At 42.7% G+C, this 24,933-nt stretch carries 18 protein-coding genes; 16 read left to right on the top strand and 2 right to left on the bottom strand.

Annotated features, from left to right (window positions below; all coding sequences use genetic code 11):
* Window positions 1-2: 2 nt before the first annotated feature.
* The gene (locus WKT03_RS07180; RefSeq protein WP_207663721.1) at window positions 3-845 is read right to left on the bottom strand and encodes a D-alanyl-D-alanine carboxypeptidase family protein; all 843 of its coding nucleotides are present in this window, start codon (window positions 843-845) and stop codon (window positions 3-5) included.
* A gap of 155 nt (window positions 846-1,000) precedes the next feature.
* On the opposite strand from WKT03_RS07180, the gene WKT03_RS07175 reads away from it, so the two are divergent.
* From WKT03_RS07175 to WKT03_RS07140, 8 genes are all read left to right on the top strand, one after another.
* The gene (locus WKT03_RS07175) at window positions 1,001-2,425 is read left to right on the top strand and encodes a DUF512 domain-containing protein (protein ID WP_340391539.1); all 1,425 of its coding nucleotides are present in this window, start codon (window positions 1,001-1,003) and stop codon (window positions 2,423-2,425) included.
* 103 nt (window positions 2,426-2,528) lie between these two features.
* Window positions 2,529-3,641 (top strand): 4-hydroxybutyrate dehydrogenase, encoded by a 1,113-nt coding sequence (locus WKT03_RS07170; protein WP_021944386.1) that lies wholly within the window; start codon window positions 2,529-2,531, stop codon window positions 3,639-3,641.
* Between the two features lie 232 nt (window positions 3,642-3,873).
* Window positions 3,874-4,698 carry a sporulation transcription factor Spo0A gene (spo0A, locus tag WKT03_RS07165; RefSeq protein ID WP_118484532.1) on the top strand — a complete coding sequence of 275 codons (825 nt, stop codon included), beginning with the start codon at window positions 3,874-3,876 and terminating at the stop codon, window positions 4,696-4,698.
* Window positions 4,699-4,870: 172 nt separating this feature from the next.
* Entirely contained in the window at window positions 4,871-5,683 is an 813-nt protein-coding gene (gene spo0A, locus WKT03_RS07160; protein WP_021944388.1) for a sporulation transcription factor Spo0A, read from the top strand.
* 168 nt (window positions 5,684-5,851) lie between these two features.
* The gene (locus tag WKT03_RS07155) at window positions 5,852-6,796 is read left to right on the top strand and encodes a M14 family metallopeptidase (RefSeq protein WP_117785519.1); all 945 of its coding nucleotides are present in this window, start codon (window positions 5,852-5,854) and stop codon (window positions 6,794-6,796) included.
* The gene (locus tag WKT03_RS07150) at window positions 6,789-7,727 is read left to right on the top strand and encodes a M14 family metallopeptidase (RefSeq protein ID WP_118484530.1); all 939 of its coding nucleotides are present in this window, start codon (window positions 6,789-6,791) and stop codon (window positions 7,725-7,727) included. The genes WKT03_RS07155 and WKT03_RS07150 overlap by 8 nt, the downstream gene beginning before the upstream one ends.
* A 169-nt stretch (window positions 7,728-7,896) precedes the next feature.
* Complete coding sequence (locus tag WKT03_RS07145; protein WP_340391360.1) at window positions 7,897-11,652, top strand: phosphoribosylformylglycinamidine synthase; 3,756 nt, start codon at window positions 7,897-7,899, stop codon at window positions 11,650-11,652.
* Between the two features lie 198 nt (window positions 11,653-11,850).
* Complete coding sequence (locus WKT03_RS07140) at window positions 11,851-13,551, top strand: DUF6541 family protein (RefSeq protein WP_340391359.1); 1,701 nt, start codon at window positions 11,851-11,853, stop codon at window positions 13,549-13,551.
* Between the two features lie 27 nt (window positions 13,552-13,578).
* On the opposite strand, the gene WKT03_RS07135 is transcribed toward WKT03_RS07140, so the two are convergent.
* Window positions 13,579-14,619 (bottom strand): LysR family transcriptional regulator, encoded by a 1,041-nt coding sequence (locus WKT03_RS07135; RefSeq protein WP_340391357.1) that lies wholly within the window; start codon window positions 14,617-14,619, stop codon window positions 13,579-13,581.
* A 165-nt stretch (window positions 14,620-14,784) separates the two neighbouring features.
* Here WKT03_RS07135 and leuC point away from each other — a divergent pair, with 165 nt between their 5' ends.
* From leuC to asd, 8 genes are all read left to right on the top strand, one after another.
* Window positions 14,785-16,050: a 3-isopropylmalate dehydratase large subunit gene (gene leuC / locus WKT03_RS07130; RefSeq protein WP_021944394.1), complete on the top strand. Its 1,266-nt coding sequence runs from the start codon at window positions 14,785-14,787 to the stop codon at window positions 16,048-16,050.
* Between the two features lie 18 nt (window positions 16,051-16,068).
* The gene (leuD, locus tag WKT03_RS07125) at window positions 16,069-16,554 is read left to right on the top strand and encodes a 3-isopropylmalate dehydratase small subunit (protein WP_117785428.1); all 486 of its coding nucleotides are present in this window, start codon (window positions 16,069-16,071) and stop codon (window positions 16,552-16,554) included.
* Window positions 16,555-16,813: 259 nt separating this feature from the next.
* On the top strand, window positions 16,814-17,899 hold the full coding sequence (gene leuB / locus WKT03_RS07120; protein ID WP_021944396.1) for a 3-isopropylmalate dehydrogenase: 1,086 nt from the start codon (window positions 16,814-16,816) through the stop codon (window positions 17,897-17,899).
* A gap of 14 nt (window positions 17,900-17,913) precedes the next feature.
* Window positions 17,914-19,590 carry a dihydroxy-acid dehydratase gene (gene ilvD / locus WKT03_RS07115; RefSeq protein WP_008402912.1) on the top strand — a complete coding sequence of 559 codons (1,677 nt, stop codon included), beginning with the start codon at window positions 17,914-17,916 and terminating at the stop codon, window positions 19,588-19,590.
* 25 nt (window positions 19,591-19,615) lie between these two features.
* On the top strand, window positions 19,616-21,298 hold the full coding sequence (gene ilvB, locus WKT03_RS07110; RefSeq protein WP_117785426.1) for a biosynthetic-type acetolactate synthase large subunit: 1,683 nt from the start codon (window positions 19,616-19,618) through the stop codon (window positions 21,296-21,298).
* Window positions 21,299-21,331: 33 nt separating this feature from the next.
* Window positions 21,332-22,414, top strand: a complete 1,083-nt coding sequence (gene serC, locus WKT03_RS07105) for a 3-phosphoserine/phosphohydroxythreonine transaminase (RefSeq protein ID WP_008402910.1) — start codon at window positions 21,332-21,334, stop codon at window positions 22,412-22,414.
* A gap of 70 nt (window positions 22,415-22,484) precedes the next feature.
* Window positions 22,485-23,648 (top strand): phosphoglycerate dehydrogenase, encoded by a 1,164-nt coding sequence (locus WKT03_RS07100; protein WP_021944399.1) that lies wholly within the window; start codon window positions 22,485-22,487, stop codon window positions 23,646-23,648.
* 27 nt (window positions 23,649-23,675) lie between these two features.
* Window positions 23,676-24,761, top strand: coding sequence for an aspartate-semialdehyde dehydrogenase (asd, locus tag WKT03_RS07095; protein ID WP_008402908.1), 1,086 nt, complete (start codon window positions 23,676-23,678; stop codon window positions 24,759-24,761).
* The last annotated feature ends 172 nt before the right edge of the window (window positions 24,762-24,933 follow it).

Raw genomic sequence — 24,933 nt, 5'->3', positions numbered from 1 at the left:
TTTTAATTGGTATGCTGTTCCAGATATTCCTCTAAACAAAGATGCTTCTGGTACATTTCTGTAGCAGCTTCAACACCAACATAGCGGTAATGCCAGGGTTCATAAGAGATTTCTGTTATATCGGATTTATCTGCCGGATAACGGAGGATGAAGCCGTATTTATAACAGTTTGCCATCAGCCATTGCTGGGTGGCGGTATCTTCCTGGGAGGAATCCAGCTCCTGGTTGCCAATGGAACAGATATCAACGGTAAGGCCGAGCTGGTGTTCGCTGGTACCGGGATAGGCAACCCAGGTAGCAGCAAGGGCTGTAGCATCATCTTCGCTGTAACCCTGCTCCAGATAAGAATTCTTTTTATTTGTATAGAGCCGTTCCTGTGTTTCATTTGTACGGTAGGAAGAGCAGATCAGAGGGTCAAGACCTTCGGCTCTTGCATCGTCCATCATTTTTTGAAGCCCGTCATAAGCACGGCGGTCGATCGACTGATCGTTTCGCAGTTCGACCAGATCAACGGTCCAGTCGGCTGGCAGGGTATGAGACATATTGACCAGTGTCAGCAGCCCGTTGTTTTTTGCTTCTGTTGCGGAGGCAAGCGTTTGTAAAACGGATGCAGTATCAAAGGAAGAATAGCTGCCGGAGGATGCTTTGGTTTTCTCGGTGGAATCTTCGGAGACAGAAATCTGTTCTGTTGTGATGGGACTGGAGTCTGACTGGGAGACCTGTTCCTGAAGTTTCATTTTTTTTGCCTTTCCTGCAAGGATTACAAGTATCAGTAACAGTATATAGATGATCCCCAGAATTATGACCTTCTTTTTCTTAATTACAGTTCCAAATATATGCAACATGATGTTCGCTCCTTTGTCTTTTGTTTATGTACAGAAGGATACGCCACAGAAGCATACAAAAATTCTCAAAAAAGCATCGTTTTTGCATATTTATCATCTTTCTTTTTTATTTTGCAATGGTATAATGGGGAAGATACATTAGAAAATGATGAGGAATAACTGTGAAGAAAATAGAACATTTAATTACGGTAGTCTATCCGGGCTCCATTGCAGAAGAGATGGAAATAGAACCGGGTGATTATCTGCTTGCAATCAACGATAAAGAAATAAAAGATGTATTTGATTATCGTTATATGATCAAAGATGAATATATAGAGGTGTTGATCCGTAAATCATATGGAGAAGAATGGCTGCTTGAGATCGAGAAGGATTATGATGATGATCTTGGGATGGAATTTGAAAACGGTCTTATGAGCGATTATCGTTCCTGTACCAATAAATGCATGTTCTGTTTTATTGATCAGATGCCGCCGGGGATGAGAGAGACACTTTATTTTAAGGATGATGATTCCCGGTTGTCTTTTTTGCAGGGCAATTATATCACGCTTACAAATATGACAGATGAGGATGTGGATCGTATCATCAAGATGCAGCTTGCGCCGATCAATATATCGGTTCAGACGACCAATCCGGAGCTTCGCTGCAAGATGTTGCATAATCGTTTTGCAGGTGACCGGCTGAAATATCTGGATCGTCTTTTTGAAGGGCATGTAGAGATGAATGGGCAGATCGTTCTCTGCAAGCGTGTAAATGACGGGGCAGAGTTGGAACGGAGTATCCGGGATCTTGGAAAGTATCTGCCATTTATGCGGAGTGTATCCGTTGTTCCTGCCGGACTTACGAAATTCCGAAAAGGTTTGTACCCATTAGAATTATTTACAAAGGAAGAAGCGGGACAGGTTATCGATCTGATCGAGAGTTATCAGAAAAAATTCTATGAAAGGTATTCGCTTCATTTTATTCATGCAAGTGATGAGTGGTATATAACGGCCGGACGGGAATTTCCGGAAGCAGAACGCTATGATGGTTATATCCAGCTTGAAAATGGCGTTGGAATGATGCGTTTGTTTTTAGAGGAATTTGATGAAGCCTATCAGGAGCTGCTGGCTTCACCGGAATATCAGGAACAGAAAGAAACATTCCGCCGTACGATCTGTATGGCAACCGGAAAACTGACATATAGTACGGTTGTAGACTTTGCAGCAAGGCTGATGCAGGCATATCCAGGACTTACGATCCGTGTATATTGCATCCGGAATGACTTTTTTGGAGAAACAATCACAGTATCCGGACTGATCACAGGCATTGATCTGACGACCCAGTTAAAAGAGCGGCAGGCAGCAGGAGATGATCTGGGAGAAGCGCTGCTCATTCCATCGAATATGCTGCGAATGGGAGAACAGGTATTTTTAGATGATATGACAGTTGCGCAGGTAGAGAAGCAGTTGGGCTTAAAGGTGGTACCGATCGAATCCGGAGGTGCAGATTTTATACAGGCAGTCATCGATCCTTCCTATTCGATGGATCGAAACAATGAAACCGTTGGATATATTCAGGCATTTGATGATACAGAAGAGTAAAAAAGATGCTCTTTTTGGGTAATTGTAATTTCATTCTATAGTGGTACAATGTGAGCAAAAATTTTGGTACAGAAATATCAGAGAAAATGAATGGAGGATACGTATGAAACAGTTAATGCTCAAACCAACGATTTATAAGTATGACACATGTAAGGAATTTGCTGATGAATTCCATATCGAAAAAGGTGATCTGGTAATTACAAATGAATATATCTATGAACCGTTTTTTGGAAAGATGGATCTGGAATGTGATGTTATCTTTCAGGAAAAATATGGTGCAGGTGAGCCTTCAGATGATATGGCGGAGGCAATTTATAAGGATATAAAGGGTGAACATAAAAGAATTATAGCAATCGGTGGAGGAACGGTAATTGATATTTCAAAGCTGTTTGCATTAAAGTATGTATCCCCGATTCTTGATCTGTATGATGGCAAGCTTCCGATAGAAAAAGATAAAGAACTGGTACTGGTCCCAACTACCTGTGGAACCGGTTCAGAGGTAACAAATATAGCGATTCTTGCATTAAACAGCAGGGGAACGAAAAAGGGACTGGCAGTCGATGAGATGTATGGAGATTCTGCGGTCCTGATACCGGAGCTGTTAAAGGGCCTTCCGTTCCGCTTCTTTGCAACCAGTTCGATCGATGCACTTGTCCATGCTGTAGAGTCCAGTTTGTCTCCGAAAGGAAATGAATATACACGTATGTTTGGCTATAAGGCGATCGATATGATCCTTCATGGATATATGGAGATCCGTGAGAAAGGACCGGAGGCAAGAATTCCATTGTTAGACCGTTTCCTTGTAGCTTCAAACTACGCCGGAATCGCATTTGGCAATGCTGGCTGTGCGGCAGTACATGCCTTAAGCTATCCGCTTGGAGCAACCTATCATGTTGCGCATGGAGAATCGAACTATGCCATGTTTACCGGAGTCATGAAGAATTATATGGAGATCAGACAGGATGGAGAAATTGCAAAATTAAATGCATTTATTGCAGATATCCTTGGCTGCGATGTCGAAAATGTCTATGAATCTCTGGAGGATCTTTTAAATATTCTGATTCCAAAGAAAGCATTGCATGAATATGGGGTAACGGAGCAAGATCTTGTCGAATTTACCGATTCCGTTATGACGAATCAGGGTCGTCTGATGGCGAATAACTTTGTAGAACTTGACCGGGACAGAGTTTACAAGATATATAAAGAACTCTTTTAATCCGGACGGAGCCTAGGCGGGCATAGAGAAAAAAGGAAGATGGAACATCATCTTCTTTTTTATTACACAGATCAGACATAATTCTACGGAGTTCTGCTTGGAAAATGTCGAGATGGTACAAAATTGTTCCACAGAGGCGAAAAGCTGTCGCAACTTGCGGAGAGAAGTATATTCCAAAGCAGGTATCATAGAGATATAATGTTGTCCAAGGCAGAAGAGCAGGAGGGACATTATGAATTATGTAAAAATAATGATAGTAAAGCGCGACAAAAGAGAAGTGGAACAGCTTGTATCTATCGTGAAGTCGATTCCGGGGTATGAAGTTTCGGGGATATGTGACAGTGGACAGGAAGCCGTGAAGAAGATTCTGGAACGGGAACCGGATGTTGTGATCATGGATGAGGTTTTGCCGGGCAAAGATATACTGGAGATAACAGAAGAAATCATGCACTATAAGAATCTGAAGAATACAAGGATTCTTCTGTGCGGATCGAAAACACATAAAGAATATCTTGACTTCATCTACTATAAGATCGCAGACCGCCTTGTATTGCGAATTCTTGATGTGCCATATGATGAACGAAAGATCCGGGAGATTATTGAGGATGTTATGAAGGCTAAAAGAAATGATAATTATCAGAAATTGGTGGAAACAGGTTCGGATGGAACCATGCTGGAAGCCGTAGTGACTGATATCATACATGAGATTGGCGTCCCTGCACATATAAAAGGATATCAGTATCTTCGCAGTGCGATCCTGATGGCAGTTCACGATATGGACATCCTGAATTCAATTACAAAGCAGTTGTACCCATCGATTGCAGAGGAATATGGAACGACAGCCTCCAGAGTGGAACGTGCGATCCGTCATGCAATCGAGGTTGCCTGGGGTAGAGGCAGTATGGATACGATCAATGAATTATTTGGATATACGATCCATGCGGGAAAGGGCAAACCGACAAATTCGGAATTTATTGCATTGATTGCAGACAAAATTCGACTGGATAATCGCAGTATGCTTCAGAAAACGGAGTATTCCCTGCAAAGTATTTCTTAGAAATATGGTGCATTCCATCAGGTGACGACGAAATATGTCGAAAAATGGATAAAAATTCACTTATCAGAGGGGGTTCTGTGAACCTGGTAAGTTCTTGACATTTGTCGAAATCACAAATATACTTTAGAAACAGTCGATTTTTCAAACAAAAAAGATTAAGGGGGATTGAATAATGAACAATCAAGAAATCAGTATTATTATTGCTGATAGCGACTGTGAATTAATAGCACGTCAGCTTACAGCAGCGAACACAAGAACAGGGATGAGGGTTCTTGATAAGGTAAGTGATGGGGAGAGTGCGATCGAATCAATAAAAAAATATCAGCCAGATGTTGTACTTTTAGATATCTGTCTTCCGGTTCTGGATGGATTAGGGGTAATGGAACAGATCCGGGAATCAGGCGAATGCCCAGATACATTATTTGTCATTGTAACATCGGTTGGTTCGCAGAGACTGATACGGTGCGCATTCGAACTGGGGGCATCTTTTTATGTATTGAAACCATATAATTCTGAGCAGCTCATTGCAAGAATTCATCAGATTTACAACAGAAGAAAAGAGGTTCAGACTGAGATCTCAAAAGATCTGATCTGCATCCAGAATAGAGAGGGACTGTCTGGTGCAGCGAATAATATTGAGAGTGATGTAACGGATATTATCAGGGATATAGGGATTCCGGCTAATATAAAGGGTTATCAATATATTCGTGAAGGAATCATTATGGCAGTAAACGATGTCAATATGTTGAATTACATAACGAAGCTTTTATATCCGACGATTGCAAAGAAATATAAAACGACATCATCCAGCGTAGAACGTGCGATTCGTCATGCGATCGAGGTTGCATGGAGCAGAGGACAGATCGATGTGATCAATGATATTTTTGGATATACGGTGAATGCTGGTAAAGGTAAACCAACAAATTCAGAATTTATTGCACTGATCGCAGATAAGCTCCGGATCGAATATCGAAAAAGGGCATGATGTGTATAAAAAGTTCCTTGTTTGTTGACGTATAACGAGAGAAACGTGTATAATAGATAAGGTGCTGAAATAAAAGATGGAAATCCTGTATAAGACAGGGATCCTAATAAATAAAAAACAAAACAGAGCGCCATGGGGGCTCTGTTTTTTGCTGTAAAGGAAGAAGAAATGATAGAAACAGTAGCGTCAGCAGATATGCTGATCGATGAGGTAATGCGGGTAAAGAAAAATCGTCTGGCTCCCGATTTTGCCACAGGAAAAGAAAAAAGATTAAGTATTGTATCCGGTGTACATGGAGATGAAGTGGCAGGACAGTATATCTGCTATGAGGTGATCCGACGGATCAAAAAGGATTTTGATAAATTAAAAGGAATCGTGGACATATATCCGTTTATTAATCCAATGGGCTTAGAAGCACAGGTGAGAGATGTTCCCGTGTTTGATATTGATATGAACACATTGTTTCCGGGTTCTACAGAAGGAACGGTCGGGGAGTATACGGCGGCACTTGTGCTGCAGGATATTAAAGGTTCGGATATCTGCGTCGATCTGCATTCCAGCAGCGTATATTTGAAAGAATTACCACAGGTACGGGTGAATTCGGATATTGCCGATGATATTCTTCCGTATGCTGCCAGAATGAATACGGATGTTGTATGGGTGCATCCATCCTCTACCGTTATGGAAGGAAGCCTTGCATACTCGTTAAATGAGATCGGAGTAAAGAGTATGGTCGTAGAATCAGGTGTTGCACTTATGATCGATTATGACTATGCGGATCAGATCGTTGAAGGATTATTTTCATTGATGGAATATATGGGGATCTGGGATGGCTGCGCATATAATACACATATGCCGAAGATTGCCCGAGATACGGATGTTTCTTTTGTGAATGCAGAGAGCAGTGGTATCTTTATACCAAAGGTAAAGCACTCAGGCGTAGTCGAAAAGGGAGATGTGATCGGACAGATCGTAAATGTACTGACCGGTTCTGTCGAAGAGACGATCCTGTCACCAAGAAGAGGCGTGGTATTCTCACTTCGCGCTTATCCGGTGATCGAGGAAGGCTCGCTGGTTGCCAGAATATTTGGAGGTGTGACAAATAATGCGTAAAGAGATCATATATACGATGAACACCGCCTATCGTGGAGAATATTCCATTAAAGGCTTCAGCTTCGGAACAGGAGAAAAGGCGGCATGTATCATGGGCGCTATGCGCGGAAATGAATTCCAGCAGTTATACATCTGCTCCCTGCTGTCAAAAAAATTAAGCGAACTTGAGACAAGAGGAGCAATCGTATCGGGAAAACAGATACTGCTGATTCCATCCTTAAATTACAGTTCCTTTAATGTCGGTAAGAAATACTGGATCTCTGATAATTCTGATGTGAACCGTGCTTTTCCGGGAAATCCGGAAGGACAGGCGACCAGCAGGATAGCGGCAGCGGTTATGGATCATGTAAAAGATTATGCGTATGGAATACAGTTTGCAAGCTTTTATATGGATGGAGAATTTATCCCGCATGTCAGAATGATGGAGACGGGAAAGCAGAGTACCAGTCTGGCCAATCTGTTTGGTCTTCCTTATGTTCTGACAGCAGAACCGAGGGCATATGATAAGGCAACTTTAAATTATAACTGGCAGATCGGAGGAACAGAGGCGTTTTCTGTGTATTCCGGTGTGACGGAGAAGATTGACAGTGAGAGTGCAGCACATGCGGTTTCAGCGGTACTCCGATTCCTGACCAGAATGGGAATCATCCGGTACAACTGTCATGCAGGTTATATATCGACTGTTCTTGATGAGGAGGAACTGCTGTCTGTAAAGTCAGATAAATCCGGTGGTTTTTTAAAGCGGTTTGTAAGTCCGGGAGATGAAGTGGTTCGGGGAAATGTTATTGCAAATGTTATAAATCCGATGACCGGAGAGATCGCAGCCGATATTTACGCACCGACAGATGGAATTATTTTCTATGCGCAGAATGCACCGATGATCTATCAGAATTCAGTGGTATTCAAGCTTATCCGCAGACTGCACAATTAAAGATGGCTGTTTTGAGGTTTATTCGGTAAACAGCAACAATTTAAAAAGAAAAGCTGAAAAAAGCTATTCAATGAATTTCAAAAGTGGTATCATAGGCGTTGTGAAACGCTTGTAATAATATGAATTCCCGCAATATGGGAAAAAACATATGATAAAAATGGAGGTTTTTATGAGCACAGTTAAGAGAGTTTATGTTGAAAAGAAGCCTGACTATGCAGTTAAGGCAAAGGAACTTCATGACGAGATCAAGAACTATCTGAATATCGATGCTGAGTATGTAAGAGTACTGGTTCGTTACGATATTGAGAATCTGTCTGAAGAAACATACAAAAAAGCACTGGTTACAGTATTTTCAGAGCCACCGATCGATATGATCTACGAGGGAGATAATCTTCCAATGGCAGATACAGATAAGGTATTTTCTGTTGAGTTCCTTCCGGGACAGTTCGATCAGAGAGCAGATTCAGCAGAACAATGTGTTAAGCTTTTAAATGAAGATGAAGATCCTATCATAAAGACAGCCACAACATATATTTTATCCGGTAATGTAACGGATGAGCAGTTAAAAGCAGTTATGGAATACTGTATCAACCCGGTAGATTCCAGAGCCTGTGGTATGGAGATCCCTGAGACACTTGTTACCGAGTATGAAGAACCGGCCGATGTTATTGTCTTTGATGGCTTTAAGGATATGGCAGAGGACAAGTTAAAGGAGTTATATGATTCCCTCGGACTTGCGATGACATTTAAGGATTTCCTTCATATCCAGAAGTATTTCAAGGGTGAAGAGAAGCGTGATCCATCTATGACAGAGATCCGTGTGCTGGATACATACTGGTCTGATCATTGCCGTCATACCACATTCTCAACAGAGCTTACAAATGTTGAATTTGATGATGGTGATTATAAGGATATGCTTGAGAAGACATTTGATGCTTACCGGGCAGAGATGAAAGAAATGTACAAGGACAGAGATGATAAGTTCATCTGTCTGATGGATATAGCCCTTATGGGTATGAAGCAGTTAAAGGCAGCGGGCAAATTAGACGATATGGAAGTATCCGATGAGATCAATGCCTGCAGTATCATCGTTCCTGTAGAAGTAGACGGTGAGACAGAGGAATGGCTCGTATTCTTCAAGAACGAGACACATAACCACCCAACTGAGATCGAACCGTTTGGTGGTGCTGCTACCTGTCTTGGTGGTGCGATCCGTGATCCGTTGTCAGGTAGAGGATATGTATATCAGGCTATGCGAGTAACCGGAGCAGCAGATCCTACAAAGTCTTTAAAGGATACTCTTCCTGGAAAGCTTCCACAGAGAAAGATCGTTACGACCGCAGCAGCAGGTTACAGCTCATATGGTAACCAGATCGGTCTTGCAACAGGACTTGTAAATGAAATATATCATCCGGATTATGTAGCAAAGAGAATGGAGATCGGAGCAGTTATGGGTGCAGCTCCAAGACGTGCGGTAAAACGTCTGAATTCTGATCCGGGAGATAAGATCATCCTTCTCGGCGGACGTACCGGTCGTGACGGTTGTGGTGGAGCAACCGGATCATCCAAGGCACATAACAGCCAGTCTCTTGAGACCTGTGGTGCAGAAGTACAGAAGGGTAATCCTCCAACAGAGAGAAAGATCCAGCGACTGTTCAGAAGAGAAGAAGTTGCTTCTATCATAAAGAAATGTAATGACTTTGGTGCCGGCGGTGTATCCGTAGCAATCGGAGAACTTGCACCTGGTCTAGTTGTAGATCTGGACAAGGTTCCAAAGAAATATGCAGGTCTGGATGGAACAGAGCTTGCTATTTCAGAATCTCAGGAGCGTATGGCTATCGTAGTAGATCCAAAAGATGTAGATACGATGCTTAAGTATGCGGATGAAGAGAATCTGGAAGCCGTTGTTGTAGCAGAAGTAACAGAAGAACCAAGACTGGTTCTGACATGGAGAGGAAAAGAGATCGTAAATATCTCCCGTGCATTCCTCGATACAAACGGCGCACATCAGGAAACAGATGTTAAGGTAGAGATTCCTGCAAAGGCAGATAATTATTTCGATTCTGTAAAAGAACCGGAAGATGTAAAGAAAGCATGGATCGACACATTATCAGATCTGAATGTATGTTCACAGAAGGGTCTTGTTGAGATGTTCGACAGCTCGATCGGAGCAGGCACAGTAACGATGCCATATGGTGGAAAGTATCAGCTTACACCGACACAGACAATGATCGCAAAGCTTCCTGTTATGAAGGGTAAGACCGATACGATCACAATGATGAGTTATGGATTTGATCCATATCTGTCAAGCTGGAGCCCATATCATGGTTCCGTATATGCAGTTGTTACATCTGCAGCAAAGATCGCAGCAGCCGGTGGTGATGTATCAAAGATCCGTCTGACTTTCCAGGAGTATTTCAAGAGACTCGGAACAGATCCATACAGATGGGGTCAGCCATTTGCAGCCTTGCTTGGTGCATATGATGTTCAGGTCGGACTTGGACTTCCATCTATCGGTGGTAAAGACAGTATGTCAGGAACCTTCAATGATATTGATGTTCCTCCGACACTGGTTTCCTTTGCAGTTGATGTTGCAAGCTACATGAACGTAGTAACACCAGAGCTTAAGAAAGCAGGCAATGTGCTTGTTAAGCTTGATATAGAAAAAGATGAAAATGATATCCCGGTATATCAGAATGTACTTGCCATGTACGATCTGTTACATCAGGCAATCCTCGCAGATAAGGTAGAATCTGCTTATGCTGTAGGATTTGGCGGTATGATCGAAGCTGTCAGCAAGATGGCATTTGGTAATAAGCTGGGTGTAGATATTGATACCTGTATTACAAAGAGAGAACTGGTTTCCAAGGATTATGGTTCAATCATCCTTGAAGTGAAGCCGGAGAATATAAATACACTTGGTATTCCGGTTAAGAAAATCGGTACTGTAAATGACAGCGCAGCATTTATCTATGGTGATGTAACAGTTACAATGGATGAAGCACTTGCTGCATGGACAAAGACACTGGAGAAGGTATTCCCTACAGAGTCCGGTGTAGAACAGAAGAAGATCAAGACCGGTCTCTTTGATGCAAAGACCGTATATACAGCAAAGAATAAGGTTGCAAAGCCAAAGGTATTCATTCCTGTATTCCCGGGTACAAACTGCGAATATGATTCTGCAAAGGCATTTGAACGTGCAGGTGCAGAGGTTGAGACGATTGTATTCCGTAACATGACAGCACAGGGCATTCGTGATTCTGTAGATGCATTTACAAAGGCAATCAGCCAGTCCCAGATCATCATGTTCCCGGGTGGATTCTCCGCAGGTGATGAACCGGATGGTTCCGGTAAGTTTATCGCAACAGCATTCCGTAATTCGAAGATCGCAGACGAGGTTATGAAGCTGTTACAGCAGAGAGATGGTCTTGCACTTGGTATCTGTAACGGATTCCAGGCACTGATCAAGCTCGGACTGGTTCCTTATGGGGAGATCCGTCCACAGACAGATGATTCACCTACATTGACGATCAACAGCATCGGTCGTCATCAGTCCAAGATGGTTTATACCAAGGTGGTAACAAACAAGTCCCCATGGTTAAAGGAAGCTGATCTTGGCGGCGTATACACAATTCCGATCTCACATGGTGAGGGAAGATTTGTTGCAAGTAAGGAATGGTGTGAGAAGCTGTTTGCAAATGGTCAGGTTGCAACACAGTATGTTGATATGAACGGTAACCCGACAATGGATGAGTACTACAATGTCAATGGTTCTTACTATGCGATTGAAGGTATCACAAGTCCGGATGGTCGTGTACTTGGTAAGATGGGACATTCAGAGCGTACCGGTCGTGCGGTTGCAGTCAATATTTATGGCGACCAGAACCAGAAGATCTTTGAAAGTGGTGTAGATTACTTCAAGTAAGAGAATAATAGATCATAAATGAAAGCCCGCATGATAGGATTGAGGCATAACCGTTTGGTGGCTGAGAGAGGATTATGCGGGCTTTATTATTTATCAAAGCCCATATAAGTGGATGATTTTGACAAGTGCTATGGTAATTCGGAAAATGGGAAAAGGTTTCTCATGGGTTCGGACGTAAATATAAAGGAGGTGGGGACTATGGATTTAAAAGAGAAAGGGTACAACAGAAGAGAACGAATGGAATGGCTGGTTATAATGCTGGTCGTCAGTCTGCTGTGCATGATACCATGTATGGGGAAACTGCTTCCGCAGGGAGACGATATGACTTTTCATATTCTGAGAATAGAAAGTGTTTATCATGCAATAAAGACCGGACAGGGTTTCCCTGCATATATTTATGATAAACTGCTGGAGGGGTATGGTTATGGAGCAGGAATCTTTTATCCGGATATCCTGCTGCTTCCTGCAATCCTGCTTCGTTTTATGGGACTGTCACCGGCAGGAGCCATGAAGGGATATATTTTCCTGTTGCTGTTACTTACCTGTTATACATCATACCGGGCAGGAAAAGTAATTGGAAAAAACCATTTTGTGGGGCTTGTTACGATGGTACTTTATACAATGGGACATTATCATTTGGAAGATATATACAGACGGTCGGCAATGGGAGAAGTTGTCGCCATGGCATTCATTCCTCTGGTATTTCTGGCATTGTATGATTATACAGAACGGGAAGAACGGAGAAAAGGGTTGTTATGTCTGGTATTTTCCGGTTTGCTGCTCTGTCACACGATCAGCTTCGTGTTATGTGTTGGAATCGCTGTGGTATGGGTGCTGCTCTGTATCCGAAAGGTATGGGATAAAAAGCGTATTTTGGGCGTGTTGGCTGAGATTTTAGGTTGTGTACTGCTGACTGCATTTTACTGGATTCCGGTATTGGAACAATTTGCGGATGGAACATTTTATGTCAGTACGAATCCGGCATTTGAGACACAGGATGAGATGATGACGATGCTTGGTATTGTAAGTGGAAGACTGTCAGTTTCCTTTGCAGAGCTTGGTATTTTCCTGTTACTGGTAATGCTTGGACTACGGTCACAGATAAAAAATAAAAAGGCAATTCTGTGCCTTTGCCTTGCAGTTGGTTTGTTACTCATAGAAACACGGTTGTTCCCATGGAAATTAATAGATAAAACACCGCTTATCAGTCTGCAGTTTCCATGGAGACTGAATATGTTCACAGAATTTTTTGTAGCATTTGGAATCGGAAACCAGTTATATGCATTATATAAACACAGTCTTTTATCCGAGAAAAACTGCAAACTGTGTTTTGTGCTCTGCGTATTGGTCGGTGCCTTTAATCTGAGTGTCGTATGGCAGGTGGAGATCCTTCGGCACATGGATTATTCATATGACTTTATCGAGACACCAGCAAATACAAATGAGATCGGCTTTTGTGAATGGCTGCCATCAGAAGCGGACAGAGGACAGACAGTGTTCAGTGATAACAGTGGAACGATATGGTTGTATGGAGAGAATGAGAAGACGGAGACAGGTGAATATCATTCAGATGGAAGCTATTCCTTTGATGTAAATGGTACTTATGACAGTTGTGTTGTTCCGAAATATTACTACAAAGGATATGAAGCAACTGTAGCCGATCCGGCCGGCAGTCAGGAACTGCTTCCGGTTTCCAAAGATCCGGATACCGGACTGGTCAGACTGGAACTGAATGGGAAAAGCGGAACGATTTGTGTCTGGTACGGAAAAACCATAATGCAGACAGTATCGAAATGGATATCTCTACTTAGTCTGTTGCTTATCGTTGCTTTTGGTGTGATCCAGTTCCTTACAAAGCATAAAAGTGGACGGGAAAATACAGACACACAATACATCTGATTTTGTGGAATGCATTATGTGATGAAATCACGAAATATTACAATAATCTAAAAAAGTACATAACGCTTTTGACTGGTGCCGGTTTTGCAGATAGGCGAAGCCGACACTTCTTTTTGGAATAGGTGTTGGAAGGGGGATTTCTACGATACGTCCATCCTTCAGGTAGCTTTCAGAGAATTCCCGGACAACACTGGCGATTCCCATACCGATCGCTGCGAAGTCAAGCAGGAGATCCATGTTATTGATCTCAAGAAGCTGGTTACAGTGGAATGAATGTTCATTCAGATAGTTATCGACATGGGTTCTGGTTACATTTGCCTCCTCTAACATCATAAGTGTAGAGTGGCGGAAGATATCCCGGATATGATCTTCGGTCAGGACTTCAGAATCCGAAACGGACTGCGGTACATTCATAAGCGGGATCAGGTTCCCTATGATTGAGCCGGAAAAAATCGGATAGCTGGCAGCTTCCGGTTGTGTATCGGCGGTTTCTTCGCCTGCTTCCAGACCGGCTTCTGTTTCCCGGTATGGAAAATTATCGATATAATCACTATTTGCCACGAAAATATCATGGATGGAGCGTACATGGGAATAAGTGATATTTTTAGGTAGTTCCGTTTCGCAGATCAGACCGATGTCGATTTCTTCATTTTTTAAGAGCCGGATCGTATTTTTGGTAGAGTGGCAGTCGATGCTGACCTTGATATTCGGGTTATCTTTGATGAAGGGTTTCAAGTAGTCCAAAAGGATATGCTTGCAGAGAGAGGTGCTGACACCGATACGGATATGACCAATCCCAAGTTCGTTGTATTTTTTCAGACTTTCTTCTCCCTTTACAATGTTATCCAGCGCGCGTTCGATATAGTCATACAGGATCGTCCCCTCTTCGGTCAGGGCAACGCCCCTGGAATTGCGGACAAAGAGTGCAATCCCTATGCTTTCTTCCAGATTGCTGATCGCCTTGCTGACTGCGGGCTGGCTGATATAAAGCTGGTTTGCGGCACGGCTGATGCTGCCGGTCTTAGCAACTGTGTAAAACACATTATAATAATTCAGATTATTGATCATGACGTCCCTCCAATATATAAATACAAGTTATACAATGTATTACTATTATATATTGTAATTATACCAGCCGGTGTGGTAAAATCAATAAAAATATTCAATAACAAAATGCGTGAAATAGCGACAGTTATTTACAAAATAAGATTTAGGATCAGGAGGACAAAGCACATGGGTATGACAATGACTCAGAAGATTTTAGCTGCACATGCAGGACTTGACAGCGTGGAAGCCGGACAGTTGATTGAGGCAGATTTGGACCTTGTACTTGGAAATGATGTTACAACACCTGTAGCAATTCATGAGATGGACAAATTCAATAAGAAAGAAGTATTTGATAAGAATAAGATTGCACTTGTAATGGATCACTTTACACCGAATAAGGATATTAAGAGTGCAGAGCATTGTAAATGTGTCAGAGAATTCTCGGCAGAGAACCAGATCAAGAATTTCTTTGATGTAGGTTCTATGGGTATTGAGCACGCTCTGTTACCGGAGCAGGGACTGATCGTTGCAGGCGAGACCTGTATCGGTGCAGATTCTCATACATGTACATATGGTGCACTTGGTGCATTTTCAACCGGTGTTGGAAGTACTGATATGGCAGCCGGTATGGTGACAGGCAAAGCATGGTTTAAGGTACCATCTGCGATCAAGTTTAATATTGTAGGAGAGAAAGCACCTTGGGTCAGCGGTAAGGATGTTATCCTTCACATCATTGGTATGATCGGTGTAGACGGCGCATTATACAAATCTATGGAATTTGTTGGTGACGGTATTAAGAACCTGACCATGGATGATCGTTTTACTATCGCAAATATGGCAATCGAAGCAGGTGCCAAGAACGGAATCTTCCCGGTGGATGAATTAACAGAAGCATATATGAAGGAACATTCCACAAAGGCTTACAAGAAGTATGAAGCAGATGCAGATGCAGTTTATGATGAAGAGTATACGATTGATCTTTCTACACTTCGTCCAACAGTTGCATTTCCACATCTGCCGGAGAATACAAAGACAATTGATGAAGTTGGCGATATCAAGATCGATCAGGTTGTGATCGGATCCTGTACAAATGGACGTATTTCCGATATGCGTATTGCAGCAGATATCATCAAGGGCAGACAGGTAGCACAGGGTGTTCGTGTCATCGTGATCCCCGGAACACAGGAAGTATACTTACAGTGTATCGAAGAAGGACTCATGACGATATTTGTAAAGGCAGGCGCTGTAGTTTCCACTCCTACCTGTGGACCATGTCTTGGTGGACATATGGGTGTTATGGCAGCAGGAGAAAAAGCCGTATCCACAACCAACCGTAACTTTGTAGGACGTATGGGTCATGTTGATTCAGAAGTATATCTGGCAAGCCCGGCTGTTGCAGCAGCATCAGCGATCACAGGCAAGATCAGCAGTCCGGAAGAACTTGGATTATAATTAAGGAGGGTACGCAGAATGAAAGCATATGGTACAGTACACAAATATGGTGACAACGTAGATACAGATGTTATTATCCCTGCAAGATATCTGAATTCATCAGATCCTGCGGAGCTTGCAAAACACTGTATGGAAGACATAGATAAGGAATTTGTAAACAACGTAAAAGCAGGAGATATCATTGTGGCAAAGAAGAACTTTGGCTGTGGTTCCTCCAGAGAGCATGCACCGATCGCGATTAAAGCATCCGGTGTAAGCTGTGTTATCGCAGATACATTTGCAAGAATTTTCTATCGTAACTCGATCAATATCGGACTTCCGATCATTGAGTGCCCGGAAGCAGCAGAAGGTATCGAGGACGGTGATGAAGTAGAGATCGATTTTGACAGTGGTATCATCTACGATAAGACAAAGGATACCCGGTATAAGGGGCAGGCATTTCCTCCATTCATGCAGGAGATCATTAAGAATGAAGGTCTGATTAACTACATTAACAACAAGTAATGCACATTTGAATAACTCTATGCTATGCAAGCTTGCTTGCATACAGCATAGGAGTTATTCAAATGTATAGTGCGCAGCACAAACCGAGCCGAAAGGCGAGGTTGCATTACTTGGTAAAGAAAAGGCATATGCCAATAACTCTATGCTATGCAAGCTTGCTTGCATACAGCATAGGAGTTATTCAAATGTATAGTGCGCAGCACAAACCGAGCCGAAAGGCGAGGTTGCATTACTTGGTAAAGAAAGGCAGGAATAAAAGATGAAATGTAATTTAGCAGTGATCAAGGGTGACGGTATTGGCCCTGAGATCGTAACAGAAGCAATGAAGGTTCTGGATAAAGTCGGTGAAGTATATGGTCATACATTTGATTATGAGCAGATCCTGATGGGTGGATGCTCGATCGACGCAACCGGAGTGCCGCTTACAGATGAGGCAGTAGCAGTGGCAAAATCAAAGGATGCCGTATTGTTAGGCTCCATTGGTGGAAATACTTCTACCTCGCCATGGTATAAGCTTCCTCCAAATTTAAGACCGGAAGCAGGACTTCTTAAGATCCGTAAGGAGCTTGGATTATTTGCAAACTTAAGACCGGCAAATCTTTATGAGGAGTTAAAGAGTGCCTGTCCGTTAAAGGAAGAGATCGCAGATCGTGGATTTGACATGATGATCATGCGTGAACTGACAGGTGGCCTGTATTTTGGAGCAAGAAGTACAGAGGAGATCGATGGTGTGTTAACTGCACATGATAACCTTGTATATAATGAGAACGAGATCCGTCGTATTGCAATCAAGGGTTTTGATATTGCAATGAAGAGAAGAAAGAAAGTTACATCTGTAGATAAGGCAAATGTTCTGGATTCTTCCAGATTATGGAGAAAGATCGTAGAAGAAGTGGCAAAGGATTATCCGGAAGTAAGCTACGAGCATATGTTAGTTGATAACTGCGCAATGCAGCTTGTAAAGGATCCTGCACAGTTTGATGTTGTATTAACAGAGAATATGTTCGGTGACATCCTTTCCGATGAGGCATCCATGATCACAGGTTCGATCGGTATGCTTCCGTCTGCATCCTTAAATGAGACGAAGTTTGGTATGTATGAGCCAAGCGGCGGATCAGCACCGGATATTGCAGGACAGAACAAGGCCAATCCTATCGCAACGATCCTGTCGGCAGCTATGATGCTTCGCTTCACATTTGACTTGGATAAGGAAGCAGATGCAGTAGAGCAGGCTGTAAAACAGGTACTGGTAGATGGTTACAGAACATGTGATATCATTTCGGAAGGAATGACACCGGTAAGCTGTTCTGAAATGGGAGATTTAATTGCAGAACGCATAAAATAAAGGAGAGTATAGAGATGAAGAGTGATAATGTAAAAGTCGGAATGCAGCAGGCACCACATCGTTCCCTGTTTAATGCACTCGGTATGACAAAGGAAGAAATGGAACGTCCGCTGGTAGGTATTGTATGTTCTTACAATGAGATCGTTCCGGGACATATGAATCTGGATAAGATCGCACAGGCAGTTAAGATGGGAGTTGCTATGGCTGGTGGTACACCTGTCATGTTCCCGGCAATTGCAGTCTGTGATGGTATCGCTATGGGACATATCGGTATGAAATATTCATTAGTAACCAGAGATCTGATCGCTGATTCTACAGAAGCAATGGCAACTGCACATCAGTTTGATGCACTGGTTATGATCCCGAACTGTGATAAGAATGTACCTGGTCTGTTAATGGCTGCAGCAAGAGTAAATGTACCTACCGTATTTGTATCCGGTGGTCCAATGCTTGCAGGTCATGTAAAAGGTCATAAGACCAGTCTTTCCAGTATGTTTGAGGCTGTTGGTTCTTATTCGGCAGGAACCATGACAGCAGAAGATGTAAATGAATTTGAATGTAAGGCATGTCCTACCTGCGGTTCCTGTTCCGGTATGTATACAGCGAATTCCATGAACTGCTTAACAGAAGCACTTGGTATGGGACTTCCTGGAAACGGAACGATACCTGCGGTGTATTCTGAGCGTCTGAAGCTTGCAAAGCATGCAGGTATGGCTGTTATGGATATGTACAGAAAGAATATCAGACCAAGAGATATCATTACAAAAGAAGCGATCATCAATGCATTAACCGTTGATATGGCGCTTGGATGTTCTACCAACTCCATGCTTCATATTCCGGCTATCGCACATGAGATCGGGTTTGACTTTGATATTTCTTATGCAAATGAGATCAGTGCCAAGACACCAAACTTATGTCATCTGGCTCCTGCAGGTCCTACTTATATGGAAGATCTGAATGAAGCCGGTGGCGTATACGCTGTTATGAATGAATTAAAATCCGCAGGTCTGTTAAATGAAGACTGTATGACAGTAACCGGTAAGACGATCGGTGAAGCTGTTGACGGCGTAGCAAATAAGAATCCGGAAGTTATCCGTACACTGGATAATCCATATAGTAAGACCGGTGGTCTTGCAGTATTAAAGGGAAATCTTGCACCGGACGGTTCTGTTGTAAAGCGTTCCGCTGTTGTACCTGAGATGATGGTGCATGAAGGACCTGCAAGAGTATTTGACTGTGAAGAAGATGCGATTGCAGCGATCAAGGGCGGTAAGATCGTACCCGGTGATGTCGTTGTTATTCGTTATGAAGGACCGAAAGGAGGCCCTGGTATGCGTGAGATGTTAAATCCAACATCAGCGATCGCAGGTATGGGACTTGGATCATCAGTAGCCCTGATCACAGACGGAAGATTCTCAGGAGCCAGCCGTGGTGCATCCATCGGACATGTTTCACCGGAAGCAGCAGTTGGTGGTCCGATCGCACTCGTAGAAGAGGGAGATATCATCAAGATCGATATTAACAATACTACGATCACGTTAGATGTACCGGATGATGTGCTTGCACAGAGAAAGGCTGCATGGAAGCCAAGAACACCGAAGGTAACAACCGGTTATCTTGCAAGATATGCCGCTATGGTAACATCAGGAAATCGTGGAGCGATCTTAGAGGTACCAAAGGCTGATAAGTAGAGAGTATTAAAGGAGCAAAAGGAAAATGGCAAAGAAGATATCAGGTTCTGAGATAGTAATTGAATGTTTAAAAGAACAGGGTGTTGATATTGTGTTCGGGTATCCGGGGGGCGCAATCTTAAATGTCTATGATGCTTTATATAAGCATCAGGAAGAGATCACGCATGTACTTACATCACATGAGCAGGGGGCAGCACATGCCGCTGACGGATATGCAAGAGCAACAGGTAAGGTCGGTGTCTGTATGGCTACATCCGGTCCTGGTGCAACAAACCTTGTAACGGGAATTGCGACTGCATATATGGATTCCGTTCCGATGGTTGCGATCACCGCAAATGTCGGAGTAAATATGCTTGGTAAGGACAGCTTTCAGGAGATCGACATTGCAGGTGTTGTAATGCCGATCACAAAGCATAGCTTTATCGTAAAAAATGTAGAAGATCTGGCACCGACGATCCGACGTGCATTTAAGATCGCAAAGAGTGGAAGACCAGGTCCTGTCCTTGTTGATATTACAAAGGATGTTACGGCTGCAGAGGCAGAGTATACATATGAAGAACCGGCAGTGATCGAGCGTAAGACAGATACAATCCGGGAAGAAGATATAAATAAAGTGATCGAGATGATCAAAGTATCCAGAAGACCATATATCATGGCAGGCGGCGGAGTGATCATTTCAGGAGCTTCCGAAGAATTAAAAGAATTTGCCGAGAAGGTAGATGCACCTGTATGTGATACACTTATGGGAAAGGGCGCATATGATGGTACAAGCGAGCGTTATACCGGCATGATCGGAATGCACGGAACCAAGGTATCGAATCTTGGAGTATCCAGATCCGACCTTGTGATCGTGGTAGGAGCACGTTTCTCCGACCGTGTCATTGGAAATGCTTCCAAGTTCGCACCAAATGCAAAGATCATTCATATTGATATCGATGCAGCCGAGATTGATAAGAATATTCCGGCAAATGCAAGCATTGTGGGTGATGCTAAAGAAGTTCTGACGATATTAAACAGTAAACTTCCAACTCAGTCAAATCGTTCCTGGATGGCAGAAATCAAGGATTTAACAGAGAAAAATCCGGTCACATACGACATGGATCACTTAAATGGACCGGCAACTATCAAAAAAATCTATGAAATTACCGAAGGAAATGCTATAATCACTACTGATGTAGGTCAGCACCAGATGTGGGCGGCACAGAATTACACTTATAAGGAGCCAAGAACTTTCCTTTCATCAGGCGGACTTGGTACTATGGGATACGGTGTCGGTGCAGCTATCGGCGCAAAATATGGCAGACCGGATAAGACTGTAGTAAATATCGCAGGAGACGGATGCTTCCGTATGAATATGAACGAGATTGCGACAGCAGCCCGTTATAAAGTACCTATCATTCAGGTGGTATTAAATAATCACGTTCTCGGAATGGTAAGACAGTGGCAGAATCTGTTCTACGGACAGCGGTATTCGAATACAGTATTAGATGATTCTGTTGATTTTGTAGCAGTATCAAAAGCACTTGGGGCAAATGCAAGTAAGATCACATCGATCGAAGAGTTTGAAACAGAGTTTAAGAAGGCATTGACAGCAGATGGTCCGACCGTACTGGATGTTATGATCGATTCCGATGATAAGGTATGGCCTATGGTAGCTCCGGGTGCTGCAATCGACACCTGTTTCACAGACAAAGATCTTGATAATTAAAAATAACAATAATAAAAAAGAAGGAGATAAAAAATGGCAAGAGTATTTAACTTTTCAGCAGGTCCATCCATGCTTCCTGAATCTGTATTAAGAGAAGCAGCAGAAGAAATGCTTGACTACAGAGGAACAGGCATGAGTGTTATGGAGATGAGTCATCGATCGAAAGCATTCGATACGATCATCAAAGAGGCAGAACAGGATCTTCGAGATATCATGGAAATCCCTGATAATTACAAAGTATTATTCTTACAGGGCGGTGCTTCCCAGCAGTTCGCTGCGATACCTATGAACCTTATGAAGAATGGTGTAGCGGATTACATCATCACAGGTCAGTGGGCAAAGAAAGCGTACGAAGAAGCTAAAAAATATGGAAAGGTAAATGCTGTTGCTTCATCAGCAGATAAGACATTCTCCTATATCCCGGATTGTTCTGATCTTCCGATTGATGAGGATGCAGATTATGTATATATCTGTCACAACAATACAATCTATGGAACTACATATCACAAGCTTCCAAATACAAAGGGTAAGATTCTGGTAGCAGATATGTCATCCGACATTCTGTCTCAGCCGGTCAATGTATCTGACTATGGTATGATCTACTTTGGCGTACAGAAGAACGTAGGTCCGGCCGGTGTAGTAGTTGCGATCATCCGTGAAGATCTGATCCGTGATGACGTTATGCCATTTACACCAACCATGTTAAAGTATAAGACACAGGCAGATGCAGATTCTCTTTACAATACACCACCATGCTACGGTATCTATATTTGTGGCAAGGTATTCAAATGGGTAAAAGAGATGGGTGGTCTTGCAGCTATGAAGGAGCACAATGAGAAGAAGGCAGCAATCCTTTACAATTTCTTAGACAGCTCCAAGATGTTTAAGGGAACTGTAGTAAAAGAGGATCGTTCTTTAATGAATGTTCCATTTGTTACAGGTGATGAAGAATTAGATGCCAAGTTCGTAAAGGCTGCAACAGAAGCTGGTTTTGTAAATCTGAAGGGACACAGAACGGTTGGCGGCATGAGAGCATCAATCTACAATGCAATGCCGATCGAAGGTGTTGAGAAGTTAGTAGAATTCATGAAGGATTTCGAAGAGAAGAATTCATAATAAGAGCATTCTGCATGCAGTCCTTTGGGATTGCATGCGGAGGCGGATATAAAGGAGAGTTAAATAAAAAATGGCAGTTAAAGTGAATTGTTTAAATCCGATCGCTGCATGTGGCATGGAGCTGTTACCGGATACATATGAAATAACGGATAATTATGCAGACGCAGATGCGGTCCTGGTAAGAAGTGCATCCATGCATGATCTGGAACTTTCAGACAAACTCCTGTGTGTTGCAAGAGCAGGTGCAGGCGTAAATAATATTCCACTTGATAAATGCGCAGAAAAGGGCGTTGTAGTATTCAATACTCCAGGTGCAAATGCAAATGGTGTTAAGGAACTGGTTGTAGCAGGTCTGCTTCTTGCTTCCCGTGATCTGATGGGCGGATACAACTGGGTAAAGGACAATGCTTCTGACGAGAACCTTGCAAAAGCAGTTGAGAAGCAGAAAAAGCAGTATGCAGGTAATGAGATCGCCGGCAAGAAGCTCGGCGTTATCGGTCTTGGTGCGATTGGTGCCAAGGTAGCAAATATCGCAGTCAGACTTGGAATGGAAGTATATGGTTATGATCCGTTTGTATCCGTTGATGCAGCATGGGGCTTATCCAAATACATCAAACATATTACAAATGTAGAAGATATCTATAAGGAATGTGATTATATCACAATCCATGTTCCAGCACTTCCTGCAACAAAGGGAATGTTGAACGCAGATGCATTTGCCATGATGAAGGATGGTGTCAGAATCCTGAACTTTGCAAGAGATGTTCTTGTAAATGATGAAGATATCAAGGCAGCACTTGCAAGCGGCAAGGTAGCAAAATATGTAACAGATTTCCCTAATCCGGCAATCGCAGGTACAGAAAATGTAATTGCATTACCACATCTTGGTGCCTCTACAGAAGAATCTGAAGATAACTGTGCGATCATGGCATGTAAAGAAATCACAGACTTTATGGAGAATGGTAATATCAAGAACTCCGTAAATTATCCAAATGTAAATATGGGCGTATGTGGTGATACTGCCAGAGTTACAATCTGCCATAAGAATATTCCTAACATGCTGACACAGTTTACAGGCGTATTTGCAAAGCAGGGCGGAAATGTATCGGGAATGATCAGTCAGGCAAAGGGTGAATATGCATACTCAATCCTTGACATTGATAAGGTTCCTACAGAAGACGATATCAATGCGTTGCTTGCAATTGATGGTGTTATCAAGGTTCGCGCGATCTAAGAAAAAAAGATTAGGAGATTAGTAAAAATGAGTGATAAACTGAAAGTTGGTATTCTTGGTGCTACCGGTATGGTAGGACAGAGATTTATAGCATTATTAGAGAATCATCCATGGTTTGAGGTTGTAACAGTGGCTGCAAGCCCAAGAAGTGCCGGAAAGACATATGAAGAGGCAGTCGGCGATAGATGGAAGATGGATACTCCGATGCCGGAGGGCGTTAAGAAGCTCATCGTTCATAATGTAAATGAAGTAGAACAGGTTGCTGCAACTGTAGATTTTGTATTCAGTGCAGTTGATATGTCAAAGGAAGAGATCAAGGCGATTGAAGAAGCATATGCAAAGACAGAGACTCCTGTAGTATCCAACAACTCAGCACATCGCTGGACACCGGATGTTCCTATGGTAGTACCTGAGATCAATCCGGAGCATATGAAGGTCATTGATTTCCAGAAGAAGAGACTAGGAACAACCAGAGGCTTTGTAGCAGTAAAACCAAACTGCTCCATCCAGTCTTATGCACCGGTTCTTACAGCATGGAAAGAGTTTGAGCCATATGAGGTGGTTGCTACCACATATCAGGCAATCTCAGGTGCAGGTAAGACCTTTAAGGACTGGCCGGAAATGGTTGGAAATATCATTCCATATATCGGTGGAGAAGAAGAAAAGTCAGAGAAGGAACCACTTCGTATCTGGGGTAAGATCGAGGATGGAGTGATCGTTCCTGCAACAACACCGGTTATCACATGTCAGTGTATCCGTGTTCCTGTATTAAACGGACATACAGCAGCTGTATTTGTTAAGTTCAAGAAGAATCCTACAAAGGAACAGTTGATCGAAAAGTTGGTATCATATAAGGGCGTTCCTCAGGAGCTTGAGCTTCCAAGCGCACCAAAGCAGTTCATCCAGTATCTGGAAGAAGACAATCGTCCACAGGTATCAATGGATGTTGACTTTGAACATGGTATGGGAATCAGCGTTGGTCGTCTTCGTGAAGACACTGTATATGACTGGAAGTTTGTTGGTTTATCCCATAATACAGTCAGAGGTGCAGCAGGTGGTGCTGTCCTTTGCGCAGAGTTATTAAAAGCACAGGGATATATCACAAAGAAATAAATGTTCATAAAGCAATAAGTTGAAAAAAGGAGGTTCTTTTAGAATATACAAAAAGAGCCTCTTTTCTTTCATAACATAATGCAAGATTTGTATGAGGAGGATAAAATGCTGGGGGTCTGGTTTATTATATGTGTTATTTTTCTTACAGTGTTTCGTTATATATGGAAAAGAA

The sequence above is a fragment of the Coprococcus sp. HCN-4056 genome (genome assembly GCF_037892645.1).
Taxonomy (GTDB): domain Bacteria; phylum Bacillota; class Clostridia; order Lachnospirales; family Lachnospiraceae; genus Coprococcus; species Coprococcus ammoniilyticus.
This window is presented reverse-complemented; position numbering and strand designations above follow the sequence as displayed.

Excerpts from the sequence above, each read along its gene's own strand:
- WKT03_RS07180 (WP_207663721.1), bottom strand. The coding sequence starts at position 845 with ATGTTGCATATATTTGGAACTGTAATTAAGAAAAAGAAGGTCATAATT.
- WKT03_RS07170 (WP_021944386.1), top strand. The coding sequence starts at position 2,529 with ATGAAACAGTTAATGCTCAAACCAACGATTTATAAGTATGACACATGT.
- spo0A (WP_118484532.1), top strand. The coding sequence starts at position 3,874 with ATGAATTATGTAAAAATAATGATAGTAAAGCGCGACAAAAGAGAAGTG.
- spo0A (WP_021944388.1), top strand. The coding sequence starts at position 4,871 with ATGAACAATCAAGAAATCAGTATTATTATTGCTGATAGCGACTGTGAA.
- WKT03_RS07155 (WP_117785519.1), top strand. The coding sequence starts at position 5,852 with ATGATAGAAACAGTAGCGTCAGCAGATATGCTGATCGATGAGGTAATG.
- WKT03_RS07150 (WP_118484530.1), top strand. The coding sequence starts at position 6,789 with ATGCGTAAAGAGATCATATATACGATGAACACCGCCTATCGTGGAGAA.
- WKT03_RS07145 (WP_340391360.1), top strand. The coding sequence starts at position 7,897 with ATGAGCACAGTTAAGAGAGTTTATGTTGAAAAGAAGCCTGACTATGCA.
- WKT03_RS07140 (WP_340391359.1), top strand. The coding sequence starts at position 11,851 with ATGGATTTAAAAGAGAAAGGGTACAACAGAAGAGAACGAATGGAATGG.
- WKT03_RS07135 (WP_340391357.1), bottom strand. The coding sequence starts at position 14,619 with ATGATCAATAATCTGAATTATTATAATGTGTTTTACACAGTTGCTAAG.
- leuC (WP_021944394.1), top strand. The coding sequence starts at position 14,785 with ATGGGTATGACAATGACTCAGAAGATTTTAGCTGCACATGCAGGACTT.
- leuD (WP_117785428.1), top strand. The coding sequence starts at position 16,069 with ATGAAAGCATATGGTACAGTACACAAATATGGTGACAACGTAGATACA.
- leuB (WP_021944396.1), top strand. The coding sequence starts at position 16,814 with ATGAAATGTAATTTAGCAGTGATCAAGGGTGACGGTATTGGCCCTGAG.
- ilvD (WP_008402912.1), top strand. The coding sequence starts at position 17,914 with ATGAAGAGTGATAATGTAAAAGTCGGAATGCAGCAGGCACCACATCGT.
- ilvB (WP_117785426.1), top strand. The coding sequence starts at position 19,616 with ATGGCAAAGAAGATATCAGGTTCTGAGATAGTAATTGAATGTTTAAAA.
- serC (WP_008402910.1), top strand. The coding sequence starts at position 21,332 with ATGGCAAGAGTATTTAACTTTTCAGCAGGTCCATCCATGCTTCCTGAA.
- WKT03_RS07100 (WP_021944399.1), top strand. The coding sequence starts at position 22,485 with ATGGCAGTTAAAGTGAATTGTTTAAATCCGATCGCTGCATGTGGCATG.
- asd (WP_008402908.1), top strand. The coding sequence starts at position 23,676 with ATGAGTGATAAACTGAAAGTTGGTATTCTTGGTGCTACCGGTATGGTA.